Here is a 26,382-nt window from a genome sequence, read left to right on the forward strand (position 1 = left end):
GATATGCAAGGACGTACCAATACCATCCTGTTTCCGCTTGCCGTACTCGGGCTGCTGGCCCTGATTACGCTGTGGATCGACCGCACGGTGCAGCCGCCGGAGCCGCGCGTGGATGGGACGACGCGTCACGACCCCGATTACATCCTGAACAATTTCGTCACGACCAAGACGGATGCGACAGGGTCGATCAGCCATATTCTCAAGGCTTCTGAAATGCGGCATTACCCGGACGACGACACTACCGAGCTGGAAAACCCGCATTTCACCCAGTTTGGCGTCGGCAAGCCCACCACGACGATAACAGGCAAGCGCGGACATGTGTCCAGCAACGGCGAGGTCGTGGAGTTCCGCGATGACGTGCGCGTGGTGCGGCAGGCATTTGGCGACCGGCAGGAAATGACGCTGACGACGGAATACCTGCGCGTGGAGCCGGACAGCGAGATCGCGTCGACCGACCAGCCTGTGGTGATTACGCAAGGGCCGAAAAGCGTGGTGCGCGCGGTCGGGATGGTCTACGACAAGAAGAACCAGACTATCCAGCTCAACAAACGGGTGCGCAGCCATTATGAACGCCCGGCTGCCACTAAGCGCACGAGCAGCAAGCCAAAAGCGGCAAGCAAGACCAGCACGGCAAGCAAGCCTAAGCAGGCGGCAGCCAAGCCTGCGGCTTCCAAGAACAGCAAGACGACATCCGGTAACAGCAAAAATGCCAAGCAGCCCACTAAAACCAAGTAGAACGACATTCTTCAGCGGAGACCCTATGCGCAACCTGCGTTATTCATTATTGCTTGCCATGTTGGCCGGCATGCTGTCTGCAACGGCACATGCCGAAAAGGCCGACCGGGAAAAGCCGATCGAGCTGGAGGCCGACTCCGTGCAGGTCAATGATGCCAAGAAGACCAGCACCTATACCGGCAACGTCATCCTGACCCAGGGCACGCTGGTGATCCGAGGCGACAGGCTGATCGTGCGCGAGGACAAGGAAGGCTTCCAGCACAGCACGTCCTATGGCAATCCCACCACCTTCAAGCAGAAGCGCGATGGCAAGAACGAATACATGGAAGGCAGCGCCCAGCGGATAGAGTATGATGGACGCATGGACAAGGTGCAGCTGTTTACCAAGGCATGGGTCAAACGCGGCGAGGATATCGTGCATGGCGACTACATCATGTATGACGCCAATGCCGAGTATGCGGAAGTCATCAGCGGCGGCTCGCAAGCGGCGACACCTGCAACACCCACTGGCCGAGTGCGGGCCATTATCCAGCCCAAGAAGAAACCCGCGGCAGAAACTCCCTGAGCTTGACGGCTATTTGGAGGGCCTTTGTCTGTATGCGGGCCGAAGGCAACCGCGCTTTATAGAGACGGCATCGATAGATATTGCATAAATGAGTGAATTAATCGTAGAAAGCTTACGCAAGAAATACAAGTCGCGCACCGTGGTGCAGGATATTTCCCTGCAGCTCAACAGCGGCGAGGTGGTCGGGTTGCTCGGGCCGAACGGCGCGGGCAAGACTACCAGTTTCTACATGATGGTGGGCCTGGTGCCCCTAGATGGCGGACGCATATTGCTGGATGGCAAGGATCTGAGCCGGATGCCCATACACCAGCGCGCGCGCATGGGCCTGGCCTACCTGCCGCAGGAGCCGTCGATCTTCCGCAAGATGACCGTGACGGAAAACATCCAGGCCATCCTCGAATTGCAGAACATGACGGCCGAGCAGCAGAAGGAACAGCTTGAATCCCTGCTGCAGGAGCTCCATATCACCCATATACGCAACAGCATGGCGGTGAGCCTGTCCGGTGGCGAGCGACGCCGGGTGGAAATCGCCCGATGTTTGGCGACCAATCCCAGTTTCATCCTACTGGATGAGCCGTTTGCCGGGATCGACCCGATTGCCGTGCTGGACATTCAGAAGATCGTGCGTTTTCTGACCGAGCGCAATATCGGGGTACTGATCACGGATCATAATGTCCGTGAAACATTGGGCATATGCGATCGCGCCTACATCGTGAATGAAGGCCGCGTATTCGCATCGGGGAAGCCCAGCGAGATCATACATAACGAAAGTGTAAGAGAAGTTTACTTGGGCAAGGATTTCCGCCTGTAGTCAACGCAGAATTAGAGAGATGAAACAAAGTCTACAGCTAAAATTTTCCCAGAACCTGGCATTGACGCCGCAGTTGCAACAGTCGATCAAGCTGTTGCAGCTGTCTTCGCAGGAACTCAACCAGGAGCTGGAGTCGCTGTTGCAGGCCAACCCCTTGCTGGAGCGCATAGACGGCCCGGACGGTGCTGCCGAGATGTCCGAAAGCTACAGTCCCGCTCCGGATGCCGCGGTCGCCGCTCCTGCCAGCGAGGCGCCTGCGCCAGCCAGCGAGGAGTTGCCGCGCGTTGACGAATTCGGCGGCGGGGACGATTACTTCGAATCTTTCCAGGGCAGCAACCGCTGGGAAGAGGGCGGCGCCAACAATGACGACGACAACGACTTCAGTTTCCAGGAAGCGGTCAACCTCACCTTGCGCGAGCACCTGCTGAGCCAGATCAAGCTGCTACCGCTGTCAGAACGCGACCAGACCCTGGCGATGGTGCTGGTGGACGCCATCAATGACGACGGCTATCTCGAGCAGTCGCTGGAAGAGCTGGCCGAGCTTCTGCCGGAAGAGCTCGAAATCGACCTGCTCGAGTTGGAAACCGCGCTCAAGCATATCCAGAACCTCGATCCGCCCGGCATCGGCGCCCGTAACCTGGCCGAGTGCCTGGCATTGCAGTTGCGCGCCCTGCCGGCAGATACGCCCTCCGTGGACCTGGCGATCAAGGTTGCCGAGCAACATCTGCCTTTGCTGGCGAGCCGCGATTACACGCGCCTGCGCAAACTGCTGCATTGCGACGACGATGTCCTGAAAACGGTGCAGCAGCTGGTGACCCAACTCAACCCACGCCCAGGCGGCGAGTTCAGCCATATCACCTCGGACCACTACATCCAGCACGAAATCGTGGTGAAAAAGGTGAAGGGCATCTGGATCGCCAGCCTCAATGACGAAGTGGTGCCCAAGCTGCGCATCAATCAGCTTTATGCCGGCATCCTGAAACGTAATCGCGATAGCTCCAGTCAATACCTTATGAGCCAGATGCAGGAAGCGAAATGGATGATCAAGAACATCCAGCAGCGTTTCTCCACCATCCTGCGCGTGTCGCAGGCGATTGTGGATAGGCAGCGCAACTTCTTCGAACACGGCGAGGTAGCCATGCGCCCGCTGGTGCTGCGCGAGATTGCAGACGAGTTGGGCCTGCATGAATCCACCGTGTCGCGCGTGACGACGAGGAAGTACATGCTCACACCGCGCGGCGTGTACGAGTTGAAGTATTTCTTCGGCAGCCATGTGGCGACGGAGTCGGGAGGGGCGTGCTCCGCCACGGCGATCCGCGCGTTGATCAAGCAGATGGTGAGCGAGGAAAACCCGAAGAAGCCGCTGTCTGACAACCAGATTACCGACATCCTTGGCAAACAAGGCATAGTTGTTGCAAGAAGAACCATAGCGAAATACCGCGAGTCTCTACAGATACCCGCGGCCAACCAGCGCAAGTCGCTTTGATTTGCGCGTTTTTCAAGTAAGGAGAGCGTTATGAATTTGCACCTGACCGGACATCACCTCGACGTTACCCCAGCCCTGCGCGAATATGTGCAGTCCAAGCTGGCACGACTCAGCAATCACTTTGACCATGTGATTGACCTCAAGGTCACGCTGAGCGTGGAGAAACTGGTGCAAAAGGCGGAAGCCACCCTGCATGTGCCGGGCAACGACCTGCACGCGGAATGCGGGGCGGAAAGCATGTACAGCGCGATTGACTCGCTGGCTGACAAGCTCGACCGCCAGGTAGTGAAACATAAGGAAAAAGTCAGCAACCACAACCAGGCATCCGGAGGTTTGAAGCACCAGGTGGTCGAGTAATCTTTTAGCGAAATGCTGCAAAAGAGTGCCAAGTCCGGTTTTCATGCATGGATTTGGCGCTCTTGCAGCAAATCCTTCCGCTTATTCATTCCCAAGGTATTAAGCACACATGGCTGAAATCAGTGTTACCCAGCTTTACAAGGATACGCGCCGCAAGCTCAAGCTGAAATGGGTAGCAGGGTTAGCCGGCGGCGATAACCCCCTGACCAGTGAAACCGTGACCAAGCCATCCCTGGCGCTGGTTGGTCACCTGAATTTTGTGCATCCCAACCGCGTGCAGGTGCTGGGTTGCGCAGAAATGGATTATTTACGCAGTCTCAAGGCGCGCGAGTTGTTCCAGGCCATCAAGAACCTGTTTTCCGCCGACTTGGCGGCGATCATTGTTGCAAATGGCGAAGAAGCGCCGGATGAACTGGTGGCCGCCTCCGACGAGTTCAGCACCCCCTTGTTTACCTCCCCGTTGCGCAGCCCCGGCCTCATGGACGTGCTCAGCCATTATCTTGCCCAGGCGGTGGCGATATCGGAAAGCCTGCACGGCGTGTTCATGGAAGTGCAGGGCTTCGGCCTTATGATCAAGGGCACGCCGGCAATCGGCAAGAGCGAGCTGGCGCTGGAATTGATTTCCCGCGGGCATCGCCTGGTCGCCGACGATATTGTCGACTTCTACCGTATCGCGCCGGACCGGCTGGAAGGGCGATGCCCGCCGCTGCTGCAGGACTTCCTTGAGGTGCGAGGGTTAGGCGTGCTCAATATCCGCGCCTTGTTTGGCGACAACGCCGTCAAGCCGACCAAGCCGCTCGACCTGATCGTGCAACTGGAAATGGCCGATACCATGGTGCCGCTCGACCGGCTCAAGATCAAATCCCAGCATGAAAAAATCCTCGAGGTCAAAGTTCCCAAGGTGGTGATCCCGGTAGCTGCCGGGCGCAATATCGCCGTGCTGGTGGAGGTTGCGGTGCGCAACCACATGCTGCTGCTGCGCGGCATCAACGGCACCAAGCAGTTCATGCAGCGCCAGCACCGCGAGATGGCACGCACTTCCCGCAAACTCAAATCGCAGGCGGAATAGGCCATGCAGCTTGTGATCGTCACCGGTCTTTCGGGTTCAGGCAAGAGCATCGTACTCAAGATGCTGGAGGACAGCGGCTACTATTGCATCGACAACCTGCCTGCCACCTTGCTGCACCAGGCTTCGGAGCACCTGAGCCAGGGAAACCACGAACGGGTGGCGATCAGCATCGATACCCGCAGCGCCTCGCTCGAGGCACTGCCCGGCAACATCCGTAAGCTCAAGGGCGAGGGCATCGAAGTGCAGGTGTTGTTCTTGGAGGCCAATGTCGAGACCCTGGTCAAGCGCTACAGCGAAACGCGCCGGCGCCATCCGTTGAGCAGCGACACCAGCACCCTGGCCGAAAGCATCAGCCACGAGCGCCATTTGCTGGAGCCGCTGGTGGACATGGGGTTGCGCATCGATACCAGCAGCCTTAGCGCCAATGCCTTGCGCAACTGGGTCAAGGAATTCGTGACGCAGAAGAACGGCGAACTGATCCTGCTGTTCTCCTCGTTCGGCTTCAAGCACGGTATCCCGTTGGATGCGGATTACGTGTTCGACGTGCGTTGCCTGCCCAACCCCTATTACGACCTGGAGCTCAGGCCGCAAACTGGTCAGGACAAGCCTGTATGCGATTTCCTCGAAGGCCACGACAGCGTGCACGGCATGTACGACGATATCCGCGGTTTTATCGAGCGCTGGCTGCCCAGTTTCATTGCCGACAACCGCAGCTACCTGACCGTGGCGATTGGCTGCACGGGCGGCCAGCATCGTTCGGTCTATTTCGCAGAGCGCCTTGCGGCGCATTTCCGTCACCAGCAATACCGCGTGCTGGTACGGCATAGGTCACTGGAGAAAAACTAGGCTGGCATCGCCGGCCGGAAAGCTCCTGAGGATACGGGATACAAAGCATGATAGGTATACTCATCATTGCCCATGGAACGCTGGGCGAAAGCCTGATTCACTGTGCAAGCCACGTCATGGGTTCGCGCCCGCCGCTGTTGAGGCAGCTAGGCGTCGGCACTCATGACGACCCGGGCGGGCTGCTGCCGCAGGCCCAGCAAATGATCAGGGAGCTGGACGAGGGGCAAGGGGTGCTGATACTTTCCGATATCTACGGCGCCACGCCCTGCAACCTGGTGACGAAGTTGCTGATCCCGGGCCATGTCGAAGGTGTGGCCGGGGTCAACCTGCCGATGCTGGTGCGCGCGCTCACCTACCGGCAGGGCAACAGCATCATGACCCTGGTGGAGAAATCCATCAGCGGTGGGCGTGACGGGGTGGTACATTTTTCCAAGGACGCATGTAAGCATCATGATTAAACAAGAAATAGAAATCATCAACAAACTGGGCTTGCACGCCCGCGCTTCGACCAAGCTTACGCAGACGGCCAGCCAGCATGCCTGCGAAATCTGGATCGAGCGCAATGGCAGGCGGGTCAACGCCAAGAGCATCATGGGCGTGATGATGCTGGCGGCGAGCAAGGGGAGCAAGGTGACGCTTGAAACCAACGGCAGCGACGAGCAGGCCGCCATGGACGCCCTCGTGAAGCTCATCAACGACCGTTTCGGCGAGCCGGAATAACCGTCCCGACCATGTTTTTCCTCCCCCCTCAGGAATAACCTTCCATGGCCCAGAGCAGCAAGGTCAGTTTCTCCATGCACGGCGTCGGCGTGTCGGGCGGCATCGCCATCGGCAACGCCCACCTCGTCACCAACGCCTTGGTCGAGGTGGTGCATTACCAGATCCCGAAAAAGGCGCTGGTCGCCGAAATCATCCGCTTCGAACAAGCGCTGGAACGCGTCAGGCACGACCTGGAAACGGTGCGCGAGCAATTGCCGGCCAACGCGCCGGCCGAGCTGGCGGCCTTCATCAACACGCACTTGATGATCCTGGCCGACAAGCACTTGTCGGAAGAGCCCAAGGCCATCATCGAGCAGGAACTGTGCAATGCCGAATGGGCATTGAAGCAGCAGATGCACGAGCTGGTGGCGCAATTCGAGCTGATCGAGGACGAATACCTGCGCGAGCGCAAGCAGGACGTGGTGCAGGTGGTGGAGCGCATCATCAAGGTCTTGCTTGGGCATCCCAGCGAGGCGGTGCGCCCGGACGAAAGCGCGCAGATCCTCGTGGCGTACGACGTCTCGCCTGCCGACGCCATCCAGTTCAAGCACCACCAGTTCGCCGCGTTCATCACCGACGTGGGCGGCGCGACCTCGCATACCGCCATTCTCGCGCGTAGCCTGAGCATCCCGTCGATTGTGGCGCTGCACCGCGCACGCGACTTGATCCGCGACGGCGAGCTCATCATCGTCGACGGCAACCATGGCATCGTCATCGTCAACCCGGACAAGGATACCCTGGCCGAATACCGCCTGCGCCAGGAGGAATGGGAGCTGGAGCAGCAAAAGCTCAAGCGCCTCAAGCTGACCAAGGCGGTGACCCTGGACGGGGTTGAAGTCGAGCTGCACGCCAACATCGAAGTGCCTTCCGACGTGGCCAAGGCCAAGGCGGTGGGCGCTACCGGCATTGGGCTTTACCGTACCGAGTTCCTGTTCATGAACCGGCGCGAGATGCCGGACGAGGAAGAGCAGTTCGCGGCCTACCGCACGGTAGCGGAAATGATGAAGGGCATGCCGGTGACGATTCGCACCCTCGACCTCGGCGCCGACAAGCAGATGAACCCGGATGCCGCGCGCAGCTGCACCAATCCCGCGTTGGGTTTGCGCGCCATCCGCCTGTGCCTGTCAGAACCGCAGATTTTCCATACCCAGTTGCGCGCCATCCTGCGCGCATCGCATTACGGCAAGATCAAGATCCTGATTCCCATGCTGTCGTCGCTGCTGGAATTGAGGCAGACGACCATCTTGCTGGAACGCGCCAAGGAAAGCCTGCGCGCGGAAAACGTCCCATTCGACGAGGGAATCAAGCTGGGCGGCATGATCGAGATTCCTGCCGCGGCCATCAATGCAGAGGCCTTTGCGCGCGAACTGGATTTCCTCTCCATCGGCACCAACGACCTGATCCAGTATTCTTTGGCGATCGACCGTACGGACGACTCGGTATCGCATCTCTACAAGCCGTCGCATCCTGCCGTGCTCAAGCTGATCGAGATGACGATCAAGGCCGGCAACAAGCTGGGCAAGCCGGTATCGGTGTGCGGCGAAATGGCGGGCGACATCAATTTCACGCGACTATTGCTCAGCATGGGTCTGCGCCAGTTCTCCATGCATCCGTCGCACGTGCTGACCATCAAGCGCCAGGTGCTGCAGACCGAGCTGCAGGCCATTGCCGCGCTGGCACGCAAGATCATGAACGCCTACGATATGGACAAGATCGAACCTTTGCTGGAAAAACTCAATCAGTAGTCCATATACTGCTGTTCCGGTCATTCATTTCTGAGGGGGATTCCACCATGAGCAACCTGATTCCGGTTCCCAGCGCGGACGAAAAGAACATCGCCGTGGTCACCCATTTGGCGGGCACGGTGTTCAGCCTGTTTCCCGCACTTTTCGTCTGGCTGCTGAAAAAGGACAGCAGTCCCTTTATCAGCGAGCAAGCGCGCGAAGCGCTGAATTTCCAGATCACCCTCTTGATAGGGTACGCCATCAGCTCCATATTGATGGTGATACTCGTCGGTTTCGTGCTGGCTGGCATCCTCTGGATCGCCAACCTCATCCTGTGCGTGCTGGCCGCCATTGCCGCGAGCCAGGGGCAGGAATACCGCTACCCGTTTACATTGCGATTGATTAGTTAAGGATTCCAAGTGAGCATTGCCAACAACCCATTGCTGGATTTTTCCGGCCTGCCCCAATTCGACCAAGTCAAGGCCGAGCACGTCACCCCCGCGGTAGACCACTTGCTGGAAAAGGGCAAGGCACTGGTCGAAACGCTGGTGGCAGAATCCGCGCCGCCTACCTGGGAAAGCTTCGTGCGGCCGCTGGAAGACTTCGAGGAGCAGATCTCGCGCGCCTGGTCGCAAGTCGGCCACCTCAATGCCGTCGTCAACAGCCCCGAATTGCGCGAAGCCTACAACGAGAACCTACCCAAGCTGACCGCGTTCTATGCCGACCTTTCGCAGGATGAGCGCCTGTACGCCAAGTTCCGCGCCTTGCGTACCAGTGCGGACTACGACAAGCTCAACACCGCCCAGCGCAAGATTGTTGATAACGAACTGCGCGATTTCCGCCTCGGCGGCGCTGAATTGCCGGAAGACAAAAAGGCGCGCTTCAAGGCGATTCAGGAAGAGCTTTCCACCCTGGCCGCCAAGTTCGAGGAAAACCTGCTCGACACCACCAACGACTACGCCTTGTTCATCGAGGACGAAGCCCAATTAAAAGGCATCCCGGAAGACGCCTTGCAAGCTGCGGCCGAAGCCGCCAAGGCCGATGAAAAAACCGGCTGGAAATTCACCCTGCACTTCCCTTCCTACATGCCGGTGCTGCAATACGGCGACAACCGCGAGCTGCGCGAAACGCTTTACCGTGCCTACGCCACCCGCGCCTCCGAATTCGGCAAGCCGGAATGGGACAACACCGAGATCATCAGCAAACTCCTCACGCTGCGCCACGAGGCTGCCGTATTGCTGGGCTACAGCAACTATGCCGAAACCTCGCTCGCCACCAAGATGGCGGAAACCCCGATCCAGGTGGAAGAATTCCTCAACAACCTCGCCAAGCGCGCCAAGCCCTTCGCCGAGCGCGACATGCAGGAACTCAATCAATATGCCGCCGAGAAACTGGGCTTGCCCGAGCTGCAAGCCTGGGATATTGCCTACGCCTCTGAGAAGCTGCGCGAGGAAAAGTACGCGTTCTCCGACCAGGAAGTGAAGCAATACTTCCCCGAGCAGCAAGTGTTGCAAGGCCTGTTCAAGGTCACCGAGACCATCTTCGGCCTCCAGGTGCGCAAGAAGCAAGCGCCGGTCTGGCACAAGGACGTCAGTTTCTACGAAATCACCAACCCGGCAGGCGAGCCGGTCGGTCAGTTCTATCTCGACCTCTACGCGCGCAACAACAAGCGCGGCGGCGCCTGGATGGACGAAGCCATCACCCGCCGCAGGAAGAGCCAAGGCGTCGAAATTCCCGTGGCCTACCTCACCTGCAACTTCTCCGCGCCGGTCGGCGGCAAGCCAGCCCTGTTCACGCATGACGAAGTCATCACCATGTTCCACGAATTCGGCCACGGCCTGCACCACATGCTGACCCGTGTCGAGGATTACGGCGTGTCCGGCATCAAGGGCGTGGAATGGGATGCCGTGGAATTGCCCAGCCAGTTCATGGAGAACTTCTGCTGGGAGTGGGACGTGTTGCGCCATATGACCAAGCACGTCGATACCGGCAAACACTTGCCAAAAGAACTCTTTGACAAGATGGTCGCCGCCAAGAACTTCCAGGCCGGCATGCAGACCGTGCGCCAGATCGAGTTCTCCCTGTTCGACATGCGCCTGCATTCCGATTTCAGCGAATACGACACCACCACCGCGCTCACGCTCATCGAGTCCATCCGCGACGAAGTCGCCGTGGTGCGCCCGCCCAAGTGGAACCGTTTTCCCAACAACTTCTCGCATATCTTCGCGGGCGGTTATGCGGCCGGCTATTACAGCTACAAATGGGCGGAAGTGCTTTCCGCCGATGCCTACAGCATGTTCGAGGAAAACGGCGTGCTTTCCGCGGAAACAGGGAAACGCTTCTGGAATGAGATACTGGCGCAAGGCGGCTCGCGTCCTGCGCTGGAATCGTTCATCGCGTTCCGGGGCAGGGAGCCGAGCATTGATGCCTTGCTGCGGCATAACGGGATGACGGCTTAAAGAGAATCAACTAATGAATTACGGTACTTTCGCATTGATAGTTTCAAAACTATCTATCTAATTCTTTAAGGGCTTGTACGTAATGATGTCGCAGAAATATTCTGTTAATCAGCATTTGATTGAAACTGTGCTTAGCTGGGTAAAGTCCGGTGAAGTTGCTATCCCTGAAATTCAGCGTCCCTTTGTGTGGGATGCTTCCAAAGTTCGGGATTTAATGGACAGTCTTTATCAAGGTTTTCCTGTGGGCTATGTCATTGCTTGGCGCAATCCCACTGTGAAACTAAAGGATGGATCGTTAGCTGAGGGCAAAAAGGTATTGATTGATGGTCAGCAGCGCGTGACTGCTTTAACAGCGGCTATTACTGGACAACAGGTAGTTAACCAGAATTATCAGTGTGTTCGGATTCGTATTGCCTTTCATCCAATTGAGGAGCGTTTTGAAGTAAGCAACCCAGCGATTGAGAAAGATAAAGCGTGGTTTCCAGATATTGCACCTATTGTTAATGGCGAGTTGAAAGTTCATAAAGTTGGACGAGATTATCTGGAGTTTAACCCAGATGTCGATGAAGACCTTCTCTATGATCGATTGGATAAGCTGTGTGAGATCACAAAGAAACAAATTGGTTTGATAGAGCTGGCAGCAGATCTAGATATTGAAACTGTTACTGAGATATTCATTCGTATCAATTCAAAAGGTGTCGTGCTTAGTCAGGCAGATTTTGCCATGTCGAAGATTGCTGCCAATGAAGAGTTCAATGGCAATATGCTGCGGAAAGCAATTGATTACTTCTGTCATCTTTCTATTGCACCGGAATTTTATACACAGATAGAAAATAATGACAAAGCCTTTGTGCAAAGTGATTATTTTCGAGCCATGCGGTGGTTACGTAGTGAAAATGATGACTTATATGATCCCAGCTACTCAGATATGCTGCGGGTAGCTTTTACCACAAAATTTAATCGTGGACGTCTATCTGATTTGGTGGGCTTGTTATCTGGTCGTAATTTTGAAACTCGTAGTTATGAAAAGGAAATCGAAGAGAAATCTTTCAGAACCCTTGGAGAAGGGGTGATGGAGTTTATCAATGAAATCCATTTCAAACGATTTCTGATGATTATCAGGTCAGCCGGTTATGTCGATAGTTCTATGATCGGTTCAATCAATGTACTAAATTTTGCTTATGTGCTTTATCTGAAGCTCAAGCGTGATTTGGGTAATAACCCTAATATTGAAGGTTGGATACGCCGTTGGTTTGTGATGTCTTTGCTCACAGGGCGATACTCTGGTTCTCCAGAATCTCGCTTTGATAAAGATATTAAAGCGGTAAATGATCGCCATATTGCTGAAGTGTTGCAGGAAATTGAGACTGCTGAACTCTCTGATGCATTCTGGGATTTTGGGTTGCCTCAAGCGTTAACCACATCATCTATCAATGCGCCAGCCATTAAAGTGTTCTGGGCCGCCCAGGCCCATCGTGGAGATAAGGGGTTTTTATCCAAGGATATTACAGTGAGGGATATGCTTACTCATCATGGTGATATTCATCACATATTCCCAAGAAACTTTTTGAAAAATCAAGGGCTGGAAAAAGGCAAGTACAATCAGGTTGCAAACTATGTATATGTGCAGCAAGAGGTAAATATAAAGGTTGGTGATACTGCACCTGCTGTCTATATGGCTGATGTATTTTCTCAGTGTGAAAGTGGGGAGCCACGTTATGGCGCTATCACATGTCTTGAAGCACTAAAGGCCAATCTTTCCGCCAATTGCCTTCCCGAAGCTCTAGATGCTTATAAACCCGAGAATTTTGAGGTGTTCCTAGCCATGCGCCGTAAGTTGATGGCTCAGAAAATCAAACATTATTACTGGTCTCTTTGAGTTAGCTCAAGTATGGCGCAATAACCAAGGGGCATTGTGCCGCATATCAAGCTCAGTAGATTTGCTTCGCGAAAGCAATCAGCACAAGGATCAGAGCGATCATTAATCGCCTGATATCAAGCAATACCAAGAAATACTGCCAGACAGCGCTGGACTTCTACCATCGTAGTGGCATCAACATTGCCGAACACTTCCCCGGCTTTACTTCTTGTAATGGTGACGGATTTATCGATCATGATCTGCGAGGGTTTATCCAATCCATTTTTCTTGTCGGGATGGATGGTCACGCGCAATAGTGGAGCTTCCACCAATGCGCTGGTGACGGGTAGCACGGTGATGCTGGGGTGTTCATTGAATTGATCCGCTTGAATCACCAAGGCGGGACGGGGCTTGCCGAATTCGCCTTGCAAGGCAATGGTGATCAGGTCTCCACGGCGCATTATTCCCAGCCTTCAATACCTTCAAGCGCTTGATCCAGCATCGTGGTCACATCCTGGTCGGTTGATTCTGCCTTGGTGATCAATTGCGACTGTCGTTTGCATTCTGCAGCAAAGCTAGCCTTGCGCGTGTCTGGCACCCATATTTGCACTGGGCGCAGACCCGCCATACGCAAAGCGTCCCGGTGTTTTCTCACCCGATCATTTACTATGCTTGCCATGTTGATCTCCTGAAGTGTTACATGCAACATCGTATTCCCATTTAGTTTTACATGCAACACAGGGCGGATTATTTGCAATCCGAACCATAGGCCAATCTTTGTCACTATTTCAAGGCATCTCTGGAAGCATGATTTCTTACTCCTGAATAACAAGCAATGCAGCGACGGTGCTACAGTATCATGATATTTATCATCTCAAAGGCAAGCCCATGGACGATGTCATTGCTGCCATTCGTAGTCGTATCGAAAGTGGAACGACGTTGTCGGTTGGAGTTGGCCATCCCAAGAAGGTTCGCCCCCGGATAGTGATATGGCCTTGGAGAATCGCTTCCTCACAAGATTTGCGCAGCCAAACGCCTCCGCGAGAGGCTGTTGATACCCATCAGCCCCATTCACCGCTGTTCTCGTTGGATTTCCTGCTGTTTTCCAAGGAGGGGATCGAGCCATTGATCAAGGCGGCGAGGGTGTTGGAGGATCATGCCGTGATAGAGCTGGATGATGCACGGTACAAGCTGGCGGAGCAGCCGCTTGATCCGGAATTGCAGGTCGCGATTCTCGGCAATGCAGGCGTGCCTTTGCAACCGGTGTTGCGCTATACCATCTCTCAGTTGAGCATCGCCAGCAATGCTCCAACGGATGTATCCGCCCCGATTCTTGAAAAAGGCCGGATGATCATCAAGTAAACAATTGCATACCATGATGCGATATGGCGTTCACTGGTTAACCCAGAAAGGGGAATGATGATTTTTCGAGTCACTGTATTCCTGATGACATGTTCTGTCATGGCAGGCTGTTCTTCCGGCAGTGGACAAAAGCCCGCTAAGCTTGACATGGCGAATCCCGCTTCTGTTTATTGCGTCAACCAGGGCGGCAAGATCGAGTTCCAGAAGGATGCGTCTGGCGGGACGATCGGCATGTGCCATTTGCCGGATGGCACGGTCGTTGAAGAGTGGGAGTTGTTCCGGCGCGATTATCCTGTTCCGAAAGGGTGATGGTGCAACTTTTTGATTTATAAATAAACTCATGCCAGCCCTATCTTTTCAGAACTAGAGGCTAGGTTCGGCGTTACCCTCTGGCGCATGCTTGCACTTTTTTCATTCTTTCCTTTATTCGCGCTGTATAGGCGTCACCTTCATTATCTTTTCTCGCAGCATATCTTGAATGCTATATAGGCATTGTTTCAACCGATAGGTGGTACACGCCTTCAGAAGCGGCATGTACTGCCATGCGATTTTCTGTATTTTTTGCTCATAGACCGTACATTTGAACGGTGTTTTTCTGATTTTCCGGTCGCTAGACTTTGACTCATCTTATTTCAAGTCACGAGCGAGGAAATCAGTATGGATACGAATTTTGAGCGTCGGCGGATCATGAAAATGCTGGCAGCGGCTTCTGCCGCAGCAGCAGCCCCTATTGGTACTATCGCCGCCGCCGCTGATGGCGGTACACCAAAGAAGCCCACTGGCAAGCCTATCGTACTGGGTCTGACGATTTCGACGACGGCTGCCGCAGGGGTGGCCGATCATGCCGATCACATGAATGGCTCCGTTCTTGCGCAGGAAGAGATCAATGCCAATGGTGGCATTCTCGGGCGGCCGTTGGAGCTGAGGCCGATTGATGTCGATCTTTTATCGGCAGAAAGCTGTCAGGCGTCTATTCGCAAGCTGGTTGACCTGAAGGTGCATGCAATCAGTTCGCCTTTCCTGTTCGTGCCGATTCCTGCGATGGATGCCTCCGTCAATTACAAGTGTCCTTACGTCAATGGCAATACCCAGCGTGCGGCTACCGACCTTGTCGCCAAATATCCCGAGAAGTACAACCACATTTTCCAGATGGATCCTTCCGAGGTGTTCTATGGCGAAACTTTCCCGGTCTTTCTTGAAACCCTGGAAGACAGCGGCAGCTGGAAGCCAAAGAACAACAAGGTGCATATCGTCCAGGAGCAGATTGCATATTGCCAGACGATTTCACGTGCTTGCCAGGAGGCGCTGAAGAAGAGCCGCTTCGAGCTGGCCAAGGTGACGGATATCCAGTACCCGGTGCAGGATTGGGGCAGCGTGATCCGGGATATCAAGAAGACCGGCGCTGGCACGGTGATGATGGATCACTGGGTGGCTGCCGAGTATGCGGCGTTCTGCAAGCAGTTCCGTGCCAACCCGCTCAAGGGAACACTGATTTACCTGCAATACGGCCCGTCGCAGCCTGAGTTCCTGGAACTGACCGGGAAGGCGGCCGAGGGGTTTGTCTGGAGCACGGTGCTTGGAGTTTACGCCGACAAGAAAGGCCAGGCCTTCCGCGATAAATACCAGAAGCGTTTCCCGGCGAAGACGATGGGGCTGTGCTACACCGGTGGCGGCTATGACATCGTCAATATGCTGGCGCAGGCCTGGAATACTGTTGGCAATCCCGATGATTTCAAGGCTGTGAACGACTATCTCCGCAAGACCGCATTCCGTGGTGTCTGCGGCTGGTCGTACATGGGCAATGCCAGACAGGAAGCGCGTCATTTCCCGCTGGGTACTCAAAGTATCGATAGCGGCATGAGCCAGCTCTATTTCCAGGTCCAGGGTGGACAACACAAGATCATCTACCCGCCGCAACTCAAGGAAGTCGACTTCAAGCCAACTCCCTGGATGTAACCCGGGCTTTTAAAAACGATTCGATGGGTATGGGTGATGACAGCGTTATTTGAAGGTAGAGACATCAAGCTGGAGCTTGGCGGCAGGGAAATCCTGAAAGGTATTTCCCTTTCCGTGGAAAAGGGTGAGGTGATGGGCATTATCGGCCCGAACGGGGCAGGGAAGACCAGCCTGTTTGAGGTGTTGAGTGGGCGCATATTTCCCAAAAGCGGCCAAGTGATTTTCAAAGGGCAGGATGTGACTTCCATGCCGTTGTTCAGACGGTCACGCCTTGGTATCGGGCGTACCTACCAGACACCATTGGTGCCGGACGAGCTCAGGGTTGGTGAGGTGCTCAAGGCGGCACGCCAGGCGTACCTGCCATATCTCACCAGCCATGATGCCGAGTGGGGGCTGGACCTGGTGAATCTGCAGGTGGATTTTGACCAGTATGCCCGTGAGCTGGAAACGCTGAACCGGCGCAAATTGTTACTGGCATGCCTGTTGATGCGGCGCCCGCCATTGCTGTTGCTGGATGAGCCGGCCGCAGGCCTGATCAATTCCGAAGTCGATGAGCTTGATCACCTGATGCGCATGCTTTCAAAGGAAATGGGCGTGTCCATCCTCATTGTGGAGCATCGCATGGAGTTGCTGGAAATGATTGCGGATAGGGTCATGGTCATGGACGCAGGAGAGCAGATTGCCGAAGGCTCCCTCGCCAGTGTCCTGGCCAATCCACAAGTCCATGCCGCCTATTTCGAGAATGTCGAGTGAAGGCATGAGCGCGATGATGAATGCAGAGATTCAATGGGGGACGTGTTGTGAGTGAGCGAAGAGAAATCCTCAATATCCAGGGGCTTTCCGCCGGCTGGGGGCCGATGCGGGTCATTCATGACCTAGACCTGGTGGTGTATGCCGGTGAGCGCATCGGCATCGTGGGTTTGAACGGGCATGGCAAATCCACCCTGTTTTCCGCCATTGCAGGCATGACGGATTGGCAGCGCGGTTCCATCAAGCTCAACGGCAAGGAGGTAGGCGGCACCCGCAGCCAGGGCCCGGGACGCTATACCCACTTGGTGGTGAGGCAGGGGCTGGCGCTGATGCCGCAAGGGGACGAAATCTTTACAGGGCTGACGGTGGAAGAGCATCTGGATAGCGGTGCTTTTACGCCTGCGGCATGGCGCGACCGCAAGTCGCGCAAGGAGAAGATCCTGGAGATATTTCCCCCGCTACGGAAATTGATGGGTACTCCGGTGGGGCGTTTGTCTGGCGGAGAGCGGCGCATGGTGTCGCTTGGGCGGGGTCTGATGTCGGATGCATCGCTGTTGCTGGTGGATGAGCCGTCACTGGGGTTGGCCCCAAAGATTGGCAAAGGGGTGATGAAGGCCCTGATGGAAATCCAGTTGGGCCATTCCGCGATGATCATTGCAGAACAGAACATGGCCTTGCTGGAAGGGCAGGTGGACAGGGTAATTGGCATGCATGTGGGGAAACTGAAAGGCGAGGCCTCCACTTCGCTAGCCCATGAAACAAAGAAGGAGATATAAGGCCATGGATATTGATATCGGTTTTGTTGCCATCACGGCAATTACGCTGGCCTGCATATACGGCACCCTGGCCATCGGCGTGTCCATTACTTGGTCCAGCCTGGGCCTGATCAACATGAGTTATGGCTTTACCTTTGCCACATCAGGTTATGGAGCATGGCTGGTGAGTGAGTATATTTCCTCATCGGGCCCGGTCGTGATCCTCGGCGGCATCCTGACCGGGGCATTGGTCGGCGTGCTGGTGTGCGCCGTTGCCTTCATTCCCATCCACGATAAACCCAACTTCACGGTGCGCGGCTTGATTGCATCGCTGGCGTTGAGCCTGATCGGCACCCAGGCGCTGCTTTATTTCTTTGGCCCGCAATCGAAAACATTGCCTCCCCTGTTTGGCGATTGGGAGCTGGAGATGGGCGAAGTTGTCCTGACGGCCGACAAGGGCGGCGCCATCCTGACCTCCATCCTCATGCTCACGCTGGCACTGTGGTGGATGCGCTCCAGCCGCCGCGGGCTCGAAATCCGCGCCATGATGATGAATCCGCATGCGGCTTCGCTGGTGGGTATCGGCGTCAGGCGCACAGGGTTTTATGTCATGGCCCTGACAGGGGGCCTGGCCGGTCTCGCTTCCGTGCTGCTCTCGCAAACGTATTTCGTCAGTCCGTTTTCTGGCGTTACGCCGTTGATCAAAGGATTGAGCGTGGCGTTGTGCGGCGGGCTGGGCAGTGTCGGCGGAGCGATGATTGCTGCCGTCATGATAGGCGTCAATGAGGCACTCACGGCCGACATCCTTGGAGGCCAATACATCCTGATCACCCAGTTCCTGCTGATCATACTGGTGCTGATCATCCGTCCGCGCGGTATCGCCGGCATTCTCGATAAACAACGCGAGGCGTAATCATGGCAAATCTCTGGAAAAATCCCATCGCCAACTGGGGCGTCAAGAAAGAGGTGGACAGCGCGCCCACCCTTTCCTGGACTTCTCCCATCACGCCCTGGATTGAAACGGTCAAGGCAAAGCAGAAGCTCTATAAGGTAGGACGTTTACGCTATTACTATAAATTTCCCGGGCATGGGGCCAGGACCTGGCATCGCTGGCGCTACCCGTTCACCCGGAGGCGCATCCTAAACATTCGCGGTGAGTACAACGCCAAGAGCCTGCGCCGGGAGAAAACCATTCTCGACCGTCGCCCGGTGTACTGGATGCTGAGCTTTCTTGCGCTGTTGATAGCACCCCTGGTGATGCCGGGCAGCCTGGAAAGCACATTGCTCAATGCCGGTGCCGTGTTTTTCATCTATGCCGCGATCAATCTGTGCTGGACGTTGGTGATCGGTACCGCAGGCATCTTCTCGCTGGCCTCCATGGCCATTGTCGGGGCTGGGGCTTATGGGGCGGCCTATCTTTCCCTGACCTACGGCTTGCCCTGGTGGACGCTGCCCATGGTGGGGTCGGCCATCGGGTTGATCTTCGGCATATTGATTGCATTGCCGGCAACGCGGCTGGAAGGTTTCTACTACGCCTTGCTTACCCTGGGGCTGGTGGAGTTGTGTCGTGTCTATGTCATCCAGTCACGTACTTTTGGCTCTGCCACCGGTGGCGTCTATGGCGCGGATAGTTACCTGCCCGACGGCATCAGCGAAATCAGTGGCCTGACCATCAGTTATTACGTCTGCTTTGCCGTCATGCTCGCGGTGCTTTTCATGTTCCGCTTCATCCAGGGCAAGCGGCTGGGCCGCATTCTGCGCATGGCACCGGAAAAGCGCGAGGCTTTTGCCGAAGCGACAGGCGTGAACTTCCGCTGGGCGCGTATCCAGGTGTTCCTCATCACTTCCGTCGTATTGGGTGCATTGGGCGGGGTATATGCCAGCCACTTCCACGGCGCTTCTCCATCGCTGTTTTCCATGGATGCAGTCCTGCTCGGGCTGGCAATGCTGGTCATTGGTGGCATTGGGCGATCTGAAGGAGCCGTGTTCGGGACGTTGGTGGTCGTGATGATCGACAAGGTCTTCATTGAATGGGGACCCCTGCGGTTGATCCTCATCGGCTTGATCATGCTGCTGGTGGTGTTATTCCTGAAAGGCGGAGTATTCGGGATCAAGCAGCAGTTTCGCGCCTGGCGCAACAAGAAGAAAAGTGAAAACCGTTCAACTCGTGCAGAAAAAGGTGGAGAAATGTTACCTGAAGAAGCTACAGAAACACATGACAAGGACCAGATATTCATGCGCCGTTTCGACAAGATGCAGCGCGATTTCCTGAAGACCTTGGTAAGTGAAGAAGTCATCGAGGAGCACAGGCGCAGCCCGCTCGGGCAACACAGCGAGCCTCTGGAGCGCCTGCTTAACTATTTCCGCAGGCAACCGCAAAGCGACAAATACGCGCTCGTGGCCATCGAGCCGTTCAAAGCCTACCGCATCATCGCGATGTCGGGCCAACGCGGCGTGCCGCCCCGGGTGGTGGAAGACAAGATCTATACATCAGAAACAGAAGCCTATCACGCTGTCTTCGTGCGGCGTGTACAGGACTTAATGGAGAGTTAGTGCCTAAAACAAAACCTGCAAACCAACCACGTTAATTAAGGATTTTGTGATGAAGAACAGGCTTAAAAACAATCTTTTACCATCCATGATGCTGGCCTGTAGCCTTGGCCTGGCCTCCAATGCGCAAGCAGGCGGGACCATCAAGTTTGGTGAGGATAAATGGGTGTCGCTGGGGTTTGGTGTGCGTACAGCGTTCACCAGCACGGAAGATGCCGCACCGAATGAGCATTCCAGAAGCAAGGATTTCGATCTGGATATTGCGCGTATTTATCTCTCTGCTTCCTTGAATCAATACATCAAAGGCACTGTGACACTGGACAAAATGGGTGAAGATTCGCTCCGAGTCATCGACGCTTATGGGCAGCTGGAGTTCATGCCGGAGTTCAACATCTGGTTTGGCCTGCTGCTGCCGCCTTCCGATCGCGTCAACATGGACGGGCATTTCTTCATGAATGGCTGGAGTTTCCCCGGCGTGGTCTCGCAATACCAGAATAAGCAGACAGGTCGTGACAACGGCATCTTGTTCTGGGGGAAACTGCTGGATAAGCGCCTGGTATATTCCGCCGGCATTTATGAAGGCAACCAGGCTTCTGCATTTGCCGGCAACAATGCGCTGGATCCCAATCGCCGCGACAACCTCATGTATGCAGCCCGTTTGCAATATGACTTTTGGGAGCATGACCTGGATCCTGGTTTCTATACCAGCAGCGTCTATTTCGGCAAGGACGTGCTTTCCCTCGGCTTTTCCGGCCGCTACCAGAAAGATGCGGTCGGTAGCGTATCCGCCAAGGATGATTATCTCGGCTACAACGTCGACTTCCTGCTGGAAAAGGTATTGCCCGGCGGTGTGCTGGACGTCGAGGCTGCGGCATATCGCTATGACTTCGATAACGATGCCGTGCTGGCCGGGATGGATATCAATGGCGCCAGCCGCGTGCAGGCAGGCAAGGCCTATCTTAGCATTGTGTCCTGGATGTTCCCGCAGACCGTGGGCTGGGGAAAGTTCCAGCCTTATACGCGCTATCAAAAGTTTGCTGCCGACGGTAACGCCAGCCTGGATGTCCGGGAATACGACATTGGCCTGAACTACATCATTGATGGCCACAATGCGCGTATCAGCGGTGTGTATACCAAGAACAAGACGGAAAATCAGGATAGTTACGACAAGTTTGTCGTTGGTCTCCAGTTGCAATTCTAACTGCTCAGCCTGGGGCCCTCGACGATGGTTCCAGGCTGCATGGTTAGCGGGTTAAAACGCTTTCTTCAGTCAGGAAATATGTATGTCTCAAATCAAGATATTCGGCTATACCGACAAAATCTCCGTCAAGCCTGGTGACGATATCGGATTCCATGTGAATGTCGATGGTACGAAAAAAGTCGCTGCGCAACTTGTGCGCCTGATTCATGGTGATGGCCATCCAGATGGGCCCGGTTTCATTGAGCAGGAAATCCCTTGTGCTGTGAATGGCGAGTGGGATGTGGAAAAGCAGTTTACCCAGGTAGGCTCATTTCTCCGGGTTGCCGATCCTGCCAATAAGCTGGCGCATGATGGCAGCTTCACCCTCTATGCCTATATCTGGCCGACGCTGCCAGCCATTGGGCTGAGGCAAGCTTTATTGGGACGCTGGGATTGCTATAACAACCAGGGTTACTGCCTTGGCATCAACAAGCAAGGGCTGCTTGAGTTCTGGCTTGGAGATGGCAAGGAAGTGGATTATGTCGCGGCAGAAGTGCCGCTGGTTGCCAAGATGTGGTACTTCGTCGCGGTGAGCTATGATGCCGCAACCGGCAAGGCGACGCTGTACCAGGAGAGCGTCGCCAACCGCTATAACAGCTTGCTTGGCAAGGTTGCGCCGCTGGATTACCGCTCGCATGTGATGGAAGTCATGCGCTTCAAGGCCAGGAATCTGCCGGAAATCCCTTTTCTCATGGCGGGTTCGCAGGATTGGCATGAGCTGCGCGGGCATTTCGTCAGCCAGACCTACTGCGGAAAAATTGACCGGCCCGGCATGTATGGCAGGGCGCTTTCTCGGGATGAGCTTGACCAGATAAAAGCTGGCAAGCATTTCTCTTCCGAAGGGTTGCTTGCGCACTGGGATACTACTGCAGGTTATACCGACAATGGCATTGGTGACAAGGTGGTTGATGTGTCTGGCAATGATCTGCATGCTTATGGATACAACCGGCCAGTGCGCGGGCAGACAGGCTGGAACTGGAGTGGACGTAATGACAGCTTCCGCTTGGCGCCGCAGGAATATGGCGGGGTCGAGTTTCATGCCGATGCCATGATCGACTGCAATTGGAAACAAACCAAGCGCCTGCGCATTCCCGACGATTTGCGCAGTGGCGTCTATGCCATCCGGCTGCGGGCAGACAATAACAAACAAACTACGCAGGGGCTGGATGAGGAATACATCGTCTTCTTTGTGCGTGCCAAACAACCGAAGAGTGCCTTGGCATTATTGATCCCCACTGGCAGTTATCTTGCCTATGCCAACGAGCACCTGAGTTTTGATGCCCAGATCGTCCAGCCCATGGGTGGGCGGCCTCCCATCATATCGGCAGTTGATGTCGAGATGTATCAGAATCCTGAGTTCGGCTTTTCGACTTATGACAGTTACATGGATGGTGCAGGTGTATGCTTCAGTTCCTATCACCGCCCTATCGTCAATATGCGGCCCAAGTTCCGCTTGTCCGGGTTTGGATCAACCTGGCAGTTTCCTGCCGACTTATCAATAGTCGCCTGGCTGGAGCACATGAAGTACGACTATGAAATTATCACCGAGGAAGATATCCATCTGGAAGGATTGTCTGCCATGGCACCTTATCAATGCATCCTGACAGGCACGCATCCGGAATATATCTCTGAGCGCATCCTGGATGCGCATGAGGATTTCATCGAGCAAGGCGGCCGCTTTATTTACATGGGGGGTAATGGCTACTACTGGAATGTGGCCTATCGCGATGATGAACCCTGGGTCATGGAAGTGAGAAAACTGGATTCAGGCATGCGTGCCTGGGCGGCCAGGCCGGGCGAGCATTATTTGCAGACAACCGGGCAGAAGAGCGGTATCTGGAAGAACCTGGGACGTGCGCCGCAAAAGCTGCTGGGTGTGGGCTTCATTGGCGAAGGTTTTGAAACGGGTCGTCCATTCCGGCGCATGCCAGATAGCTACCACCGGACTGTCTCCTGGATCACGGAAGGCATCGAAGGTGAAATCCTCGGTGATTTCGGCCTGGCACATGGTGGTGCGGCAGGGGTCGAGCTGGATCGGTACGACTTGAGCCTGGGGACTCCGCCGCATGCCAAGATCATTGCCTCTTCTGGTGGTCACACCGACAATTATGTCTTGTCCACGGAAGAGCTGTTGTATGCGTACCCCGGTACCGGCGGCACCCAGGATTACAGGGTCAGGGCGGATATCGTGTACTTCACAGCCCCCAACCATGGAGGCGTATTCTCGACAGGCTCGATCGCATTTGGCCAGGCCTTGCCTGCCCATAATTTCGACAACAATATTTCCAAGCTTCTCTCCAATGTGGTCAACGCCTTCATCAAACCGGGCGCGCTTCCTGGAGGGATGTGGATATCCCATGAAAAGCAATGGCGATGAGCATCATTGTCATAAGTTAGTGCATTAACTTTCACCAGTTCCTCCTCCTCGCCAGCCATCGTCATCAGCGTAGCTGGCGCTTTTTCACGTCTGTGTCTCTATCAAGTCGAATTTTCAATTATCCCTTTGATTTAAATTAATTTTGGCACCTTAATTGCTTATTTACTCATCGAAAGGCCGTATCAGTGCATTGAGCGCGGGATAAAGGCTGGCGTGAATATATAAGTGCATGTTTTTGAATGATTTATAAGAAATATTAAAAAGGATTTTCTGGAGGAGAAAATGCTGGTGACCCAAGATTGTGCATGGTTGCCCAATTCGATGACATAGAGTCCTGCCCGGACATTGTAAAGGGAGCCAATCCATGACCAGTAGTGTCGAGGCATTCAGTAACGTATTGCTTAAATTGCATGATATTGCCGAATATGCGCCTATCGATCGATACCAGGAACTTGCATTGGACGCAGTGCAGGAAATCCTGCCTTTCGATACCGCATGGTGGGGCATCATGTCTCCCAACGAAGTCAGTTTCCGTTTGCATGGATCGCATCTGCATAATTTGCCGGATTCCTTTGTACCGATGTGGGAGGAACTCAAATACGATGATGCGCTGGCGAAAGCAGTGGAAGTCAAACCTGCGCAGACCGTTTACTTTGACCAACCGGCATTTGATGAGGCACCAGGCCTGGCTACCTTGATGGGCGAACATGCCGTGACCCAGGCTTTCTGTACCTCGCATTACCTTCCCTCTGAAAATGCTTTTGTGTTTTTATCCTTGTATCGGGAAGATGGTTCGCCACGGTTTAACGTAAGGGAAGGCTTGATCAACAAGTACCTGATGCCGCATTTGTGCGCATTCTGGGAAAGCAACCGGATGCGTTACAGTGAGCAGTACAAAGGTAAATTGCAGGACGAGTCGATTTATCTAGCGATTGTCGACAGGCAATACCAAATATTTGATGCGGATAATACTTTTTTCGATGTCCTGCGGCAGGAATGGCCCAAGCTGAATAGCCTGACGCTCCCCAAAGAAATGATCGCGCAAATGAATCGTGCGACGCCAAGTGCGGAAATCAAGTTTGCCAGAATCATTGCGCATTACGAATTCATTGGCGATTTCTGTATTCTGGCTATTCGGGAAAGGCAACGGATTGATTTGCTGACAAAACGTGAGTTGATGGTGGCAAAAGCGTTTTCCACCGGAGCCAGCTATAAAGATATAGCTCGGTCGGCTAACTTGTCACCAACTACCGTCCGGTATTACCTGCGCGTGATCTACGACAAGTTGAATGTCAACAATAAGGCAGAAATGGCCACTTTGATCAGAAGCACCTCCTTCTCTGAGTCGCAGAAAACCTGGATGCAATCTTACCGGGTCATACAAAGAGCTAGTCAGCGGTCTGACAGCCGGGCATTTCATCTGATTGGAACATGACATAGCCATGGCGAGTAGATTTGCGTTAAGCTCTGCCTCTTATTTTTGGCGGGGTTGTGCATGGCGCTCAAATCTACGGTATTCAAAGCCAATCTGCAGATTGCGGACATGGAACGGCATTATTACAACGACCATGCGCTGACGTTGGCGCGCCATCCTTCCGAGACGGATGAGCGCATGATGGTGCGTTTGCTCGCGTTTGCATTGCAGGCGCATGAGTTGCTGGCGTTTGGCCAGGGTATGACGGACGGCGACGAGGCGGATATCTGGCGCAAGGACCTCACAGGCAAGATCGAGCAGTGGATCGACGTGGGATTGCCGGATGAAAGATTGGTCCGCAAGGCCTGCGGGCGTGCGGATGAGGTGCTGGTCTACGCCTATGGCGGCCGCACGGCGGAGATGTGGTTCGAGCAGAACCGCAATGCGTTAGCGCGGCTCAGGAATCTGGGCGTGTTCAACCTGCCGCAGGAGCAGACCAAGGCATTGGCAGAGCTGGCGCAGCGCACGATGATCCTGCAATGCACGATCCAGGACGGCCAGGTATGGCTGAGCGACGGCGAGCGCAGCGTGGAATTGCAGTGCGAAAAGTGGAAATAAGCGCAACTCACAAAACCCAGTGCGGCGGTCCTGGCTAGGCGCTCTGCCGTAGACAGTACAAATAGTACGGCAAGGCAGAGCAACAATGCCAGGAGGGTTTTGTGAGTCGCTCTAAATTTCGCTATTGCGTTCTTGATTGTTTACGCCTTGGCAAAGCTGCCCTGTTCCGCATCGCCGAACAGTTTTAGCAAATCCGCTCCTTTTAGCGCTAAGGCGTAACCCAGCACGCCGCTGCCGATCACCACGGTTTCATAATCCTTCACGCTGTTGTCCACTAACACTTTGAGTCCCTCTGGCAGGGCGACCGGCGGCACGGCGCCGACGACGTAGCCTGTCGCCTCGGGCACTTCGTCATATTCCGCCATGCGCAGTTTGCGCTCATTGAGGTGGTTGCGCAGGATCGCCCAGTCGGCACGGCCGCCGCCAGCAACGGCAAGCAGGATGAACTGGTCCGAGCCGGTGCGGAACAGCACGCTGCGCACCACCGATTTAGGGTCTAGTCCCTGGCTCTCCAAAAGCTCTTCCAGGTTGCGTACCGGCTTCTTGTCTTCACTCAACGGGATTTCAATGACGGTGAACGGGATGGACTGGGCGTTCAGGAGGTCGGTGACGGGAGAGAGGAGTGAAGTCATGATGATCCTTAATCTTGTATTTGATGGTAGGAATTTACCCTATTTTTGCGGGTCGTTGG

At 54.9% G+C, this 26,382-nt stretch carries 27 protein-coding genes; 24 read left to right on the forward strand and 3 right to left on the reverse strand.

Annotation, left to right across the window (positions count from 1 at the left end; translation table 11 throughout):
* Positions 1-3: 3 nt before the first annotated feature.
* The 13 genes from lptC to ACW4YW_RS07965 all read left to right on the forward strand — a co-directional run bounded on the left by lptC (position 4) and on the right by ACW4YW_RS07965 (position 12,690).
* On the forward strand, positions 4-735 hold the full coding sequence (lptC, locus tag ACW4YW_RS07905) for an LPS export ABC transporter periplasmic protein LptC (protein WP_457137081.1): 732 nt from the start codon (positions 4-6) through the stop codon (positions 733-735).
* Between the two features lie 58 nt (positions 736-793).
* Positions 794-1,300 (forward strand): lipopolysaccharide transport periplasmic protein LptA, encoded by a 507-nt coding sequence (lptA, locus tag ACW4YW_RS07910; RefSeq protein WP_457137303.1) that lies wholly within the window; start codon positions 794-796, stop codon positions 1,298-1,300.
* Between the two features lie 88 nt (positions 1,301-1,388).
* Complete coding sequence (lptB, locus tag ACW4YW_RS07915) at positions 1,389-2,111, forward strand: LPS export ABC transporter ATP-binding protein (protein ID WP_407997662.1); 723 nt, start codon at positions 1,389-1,391, stop codon at positions 2,109-2,111.
* A 19-nt stretch (positions 2,112-2,130) separates the two neighbouring features.
* Positions 2,131-3,597 carry an RNA polymerase factor sigma-54 gene (locus ACW4YW_RS07920; RefSeq protein ID WP_457137082.1) on the forward strand — a complete coding sequence of 489 codons (1,467 nt, stop codon included), beginning with the start codon at positions 2,131-2,133 and terminating at the stop codon, positions 3,595-3,597.
* Positions 3,598-3,627: 30 nt separating this feature from the next.
* Entirely contained in the window at positions 3,628-3,954 is a 327-nt protein-coding gene (hpf, locus tag ACW4YW_RS07925) for a ribosome hibernation-promoting factor, HPF/YfiA family (protein ID WP_457137083.1), read from the forward strand.
* Positions 3,955-4,063: 109 nt separating this feature from the next.
* Positions 4,064-5,023 (forward strand): HPr(Ser) kinase/phosphatase, encoded by a 960-nt coding sequence (hprK, locus tag ACW4YW_RS07930; RefSeq protein WP_457137084.1) that lies wholly within the window; start codon positions 4,064-4,066, stop codon positions 5,021-5,023.
* Between the two features lie 3 nt (positions 5,024-5,026).
* The gene (rapZ, locus tag ACW4YW_RS07935) at positions 5,027-5,869 is read left to right on the forward strand and encodes an RNase adapter RapZ (RefSeq protein WP_457137085.1); all 843 of its coding nucleotides are present in this window, start codon (positions 5,027-5,029) and stop codon (positions 5,867-5,869) included.
* A gap of 47 nt (positions 5,870-5,916) precedes the next feature.
* Complete coding sequence (locus ACW4YW_RS07940; protein ID WP_457137086.1) at positions 5,917-6,327, forward strand: PTS sugar transporter subunit IIA; 411 nt, start codon at positions 5,917-5,919, stop codon at positions 6,325-6,327.
* On the forward strand, positions 6,320-6,589 hold the full coding sequence (locus tag ACW4YW_RS07945) for an HPr family phosphocarrier protein (protein ID WP_309566893.1): 270 nt from the start codon (positions 6,320-6,322) through the stop codon (positions 6,587-6,589). The genes ACW4YW_RS07940 and ACW4YW_RS07945 overlap by 8 nt, the downstream gene beginning before the upstream one ends.
* 44 nt (positions 6,590-6,633) lie before the next feature.
* Positions 6,634-8,373, forward strand: coding sequence for a phosphoenolpyruvate--protein phosphotransferase (gene ptsP, locus ACW4YW_RS07950; RefSeq protein ID WP_457137087.1), 1,740 nt, complete (start codon positions 6,634-6,636; stop codon positions 8,371-8,373).
* Positions 8,374-8,420: 47 nt separating this feature from the next.
* Positions 8,421-8,762, forward strand: coding sequence for a DUF4870 domain-containing protein (locus ACW4YW_RS07955; protein WP_457137088.1), 342 nt, complete (start codon positions 8,421-8,423; stop codon positions 8,760-8,762).
* Between the two features lie 9 nt (positions 8,763-8,771).
* Positions 8,772-10,811, forward strand: coding sequence for a M3 family metallopeptidase (locus ACW4YW_RS07960; protein ID WP_457137089.1), 2,040 nt, complete (start codon positions 8,772-8,774; stop codon positions 10,809-10,811).
* 82 nt (positions 10,812-10,893) lie between these two features.
* A complete protein-coding gene (locus ACW4YW_RS07965) occupies positions 10,894-12,690 on the forward strand; it encodes a GmrSD restriction endonuclease domain-containing protein (protein ID WP_457137090.1) in 1,797 nt (598 codons plus the stop codon).
* Positions 12,691-12,806: 116 nt separating this feature from the next.
* On the opposite strand, the gene ACW4YW_RS07970 is transcribed toward ACW4YW_RS07965, so the two are convergent.
* Together ACW4YW_RS07970 and ACW4YW_RS07975 are read right to left on the reverse strand one after the other, a co-directional pair.
* On the reverse strand, positions 12,807-13,130 hold the full coding sequence (locus ACW4YW_RS07970) for a type II toxin-antitoxin system PemK/MazF family toxin (protein ID WP_457137091.1): 324 nt from the start codon (positions 13,128-13,130) through the stop codon (positions 12,807-12,809).
* On the reverse strand, positions 13,130-13,348 hold the full coding sequence (locus tag ACW4YW_RS07975) for an antitoxin MazE family protein (RefSeq protein ID WP_457137092.1): 219 nt from the start codon (positions 13,346-13,348) through the stop codon (positions 13,130-13,132). Before ACW4YW_RS07975 ends, ACW4YW_RS07970 begins: the two co-directional genes overlap by 1 nt.
* A 209-nt stretch (positions 13,349-13,557) precedes the next feature.
* On the opposite strand from ACW4YW_RS07975, the gene ACW4YW_RS07980 reads away from it, so the two are divergent.
* From ACW4YW_RS07980 to ACW4YW_RS08030, 11 genes are all read left to right on the forward strand, one after another.
* A complete protein-coding gene (locus ACW4YW_RS07980; protein ID WP_457137093.1) occupies positions 13,558-14,031 on the forward strand; it encodes a hypothetical protein in 474 nt (157 codons plus the stop codon).
* Positions 14,032-14,085: 54 nt separating this feature from the next.
* Positions 14,086-14,340: a putative hemolysin gene (locus ACW4YW_RS07985; RefSeq protein WP_457137094.1), complete on the forward strand. Its 255-nt coding sequence runs from the start codon at positions 14,086-14,088 to the stop codon at positions 14,338-14,340.
* Between the two features lie 348 nt (positions 14,341-14,688).
* Positions 14,689-15,987, forward strand: coding sequence for an ABC transporter substrate-binding protein (locus tag ACW4YW_RS07990; protein WP_457137095.1), 1,299 nt, complete (start codon positions 14,689-14,691; stop codon positions 15,985-15,987).
* Positions 15,988-16,023: 36 nt separating this feature from the next.
* A complete protein-coding gene (locus tag ACW4YW_RS07995; RefSeq protein WP_457137096.1) occupies positions 16,024-16,740 on the forward strand; it encodes an ABC transporter ATP-binding protein in 717 nt (238 codons plus the stop codon).
* Between the two features lie 47 nt (positions 16,741-16,787).
* A complete protein-coding gene (locus tag ACW4YW_RS08000) occupies positions 16,788-17,513 on the forward strand; it encodes an ABC transporter ATP-binding protein (protein WP_457137097.1) in 726 nt (241 codons plus the stop codon).
* A gap of 4 nt (positions 17,514-17,517) precedes the next feature.
* On the forward strand, positions 17,518-18,405 hold the full coding sequence (locus ACW4YW_RS08005) for a branched-chain amino acid ABC transporter permease (protein ID WP_457137098.1): 888 nt from the start codon (positions 17,518-17,520) through the stop codon (positions 18,403-18,405).
* Positions 18,406-18,407: 2 nt separating this feature from the next.
* Positions 18,408-20,045 carry a branched-chain amino acid ABC transporter permease gene (locus ACW4YW_RS08010; RefSeq protein WP_457137099.1) on the forward strand — a complete coding sequence of 546 codons (1,638 nt, stop codon included), beginning with the start codon at positions 18,408-18,410 and terminating at the stop codon, positions 20,043-20,045.
* A 49-nt stretch (positions 20,046-20,094) separates the two neighbouring features.
* Complete coding sequence (locus tag ACW4YW_RS08015) at positions 20,095-21,243, forward strand: porin (RefSeq protein ID WP_457137100.1); 1,149 nt, start codon at positions 20,095-20,097, stop codon at positions 21,241-21,243.
* Between the two features lie 82 nt (positions 21,244-21,325).
* Positions 21,326-23,659 carry a N,N-dimethylformamidase beta subunit family domain-containing protein gene (locus tag ACW4YW_RS08020; protein WP_457137101.1) on the forward strand — a complete coding sequence of 778 codons (2,334 nt, stop codon included), beginning with the start codon at positions 21,326-21,328 and terminating at the stop codon, positions 23,657-23,659.
* A gap of 364 nt (positions 23,660-24,023) precedes the next feature.
* Positions 24,024-25,094, forward strand: a complete 1,071-nt coding sequence (locus ACW4YW_RS08025) for a helix-turn-helix transcriptional regulator (RefSeq protein ID WP_457137102.1) — start codon at positions 24,024-24,026, stop codon at positions 25,092-25,094.
* A gap of 60 nt (positions 25,095-25,154) precedes the next feature.
* Positions 25,155-25,691: a YaeQ family protein gene (locus ACW4YW_RS08030; protein ID WP_457137103.1), complete on the forward strand. Its 537-nt coding sequence runs from the start codon at positions 25,155-25,157 to the stop codon at positions 25,689-25,691.
* Between the two features lie 140 nt (positions 25,692-25,831).
* Here ACW4YW_RS08030 and ACW4YW_RS08035 read toward each other — a convergent pair whose 3' ends face one another.
* A complete protein-coding gene (locus tag ACW4YW_RS08035; protein ID WP_457137104.1) occupies positions 25,832-26,323 on the reverse strand; it encodes an aminoacyl-tRNA deacylase in 492 nt (163 codons plus the stop codon).
* Positions 26,324-26,382 lie beyond the last annotated feature (59 nt).

This window comes from Methylobacillus pratensis, assembly GCF_054072455.1.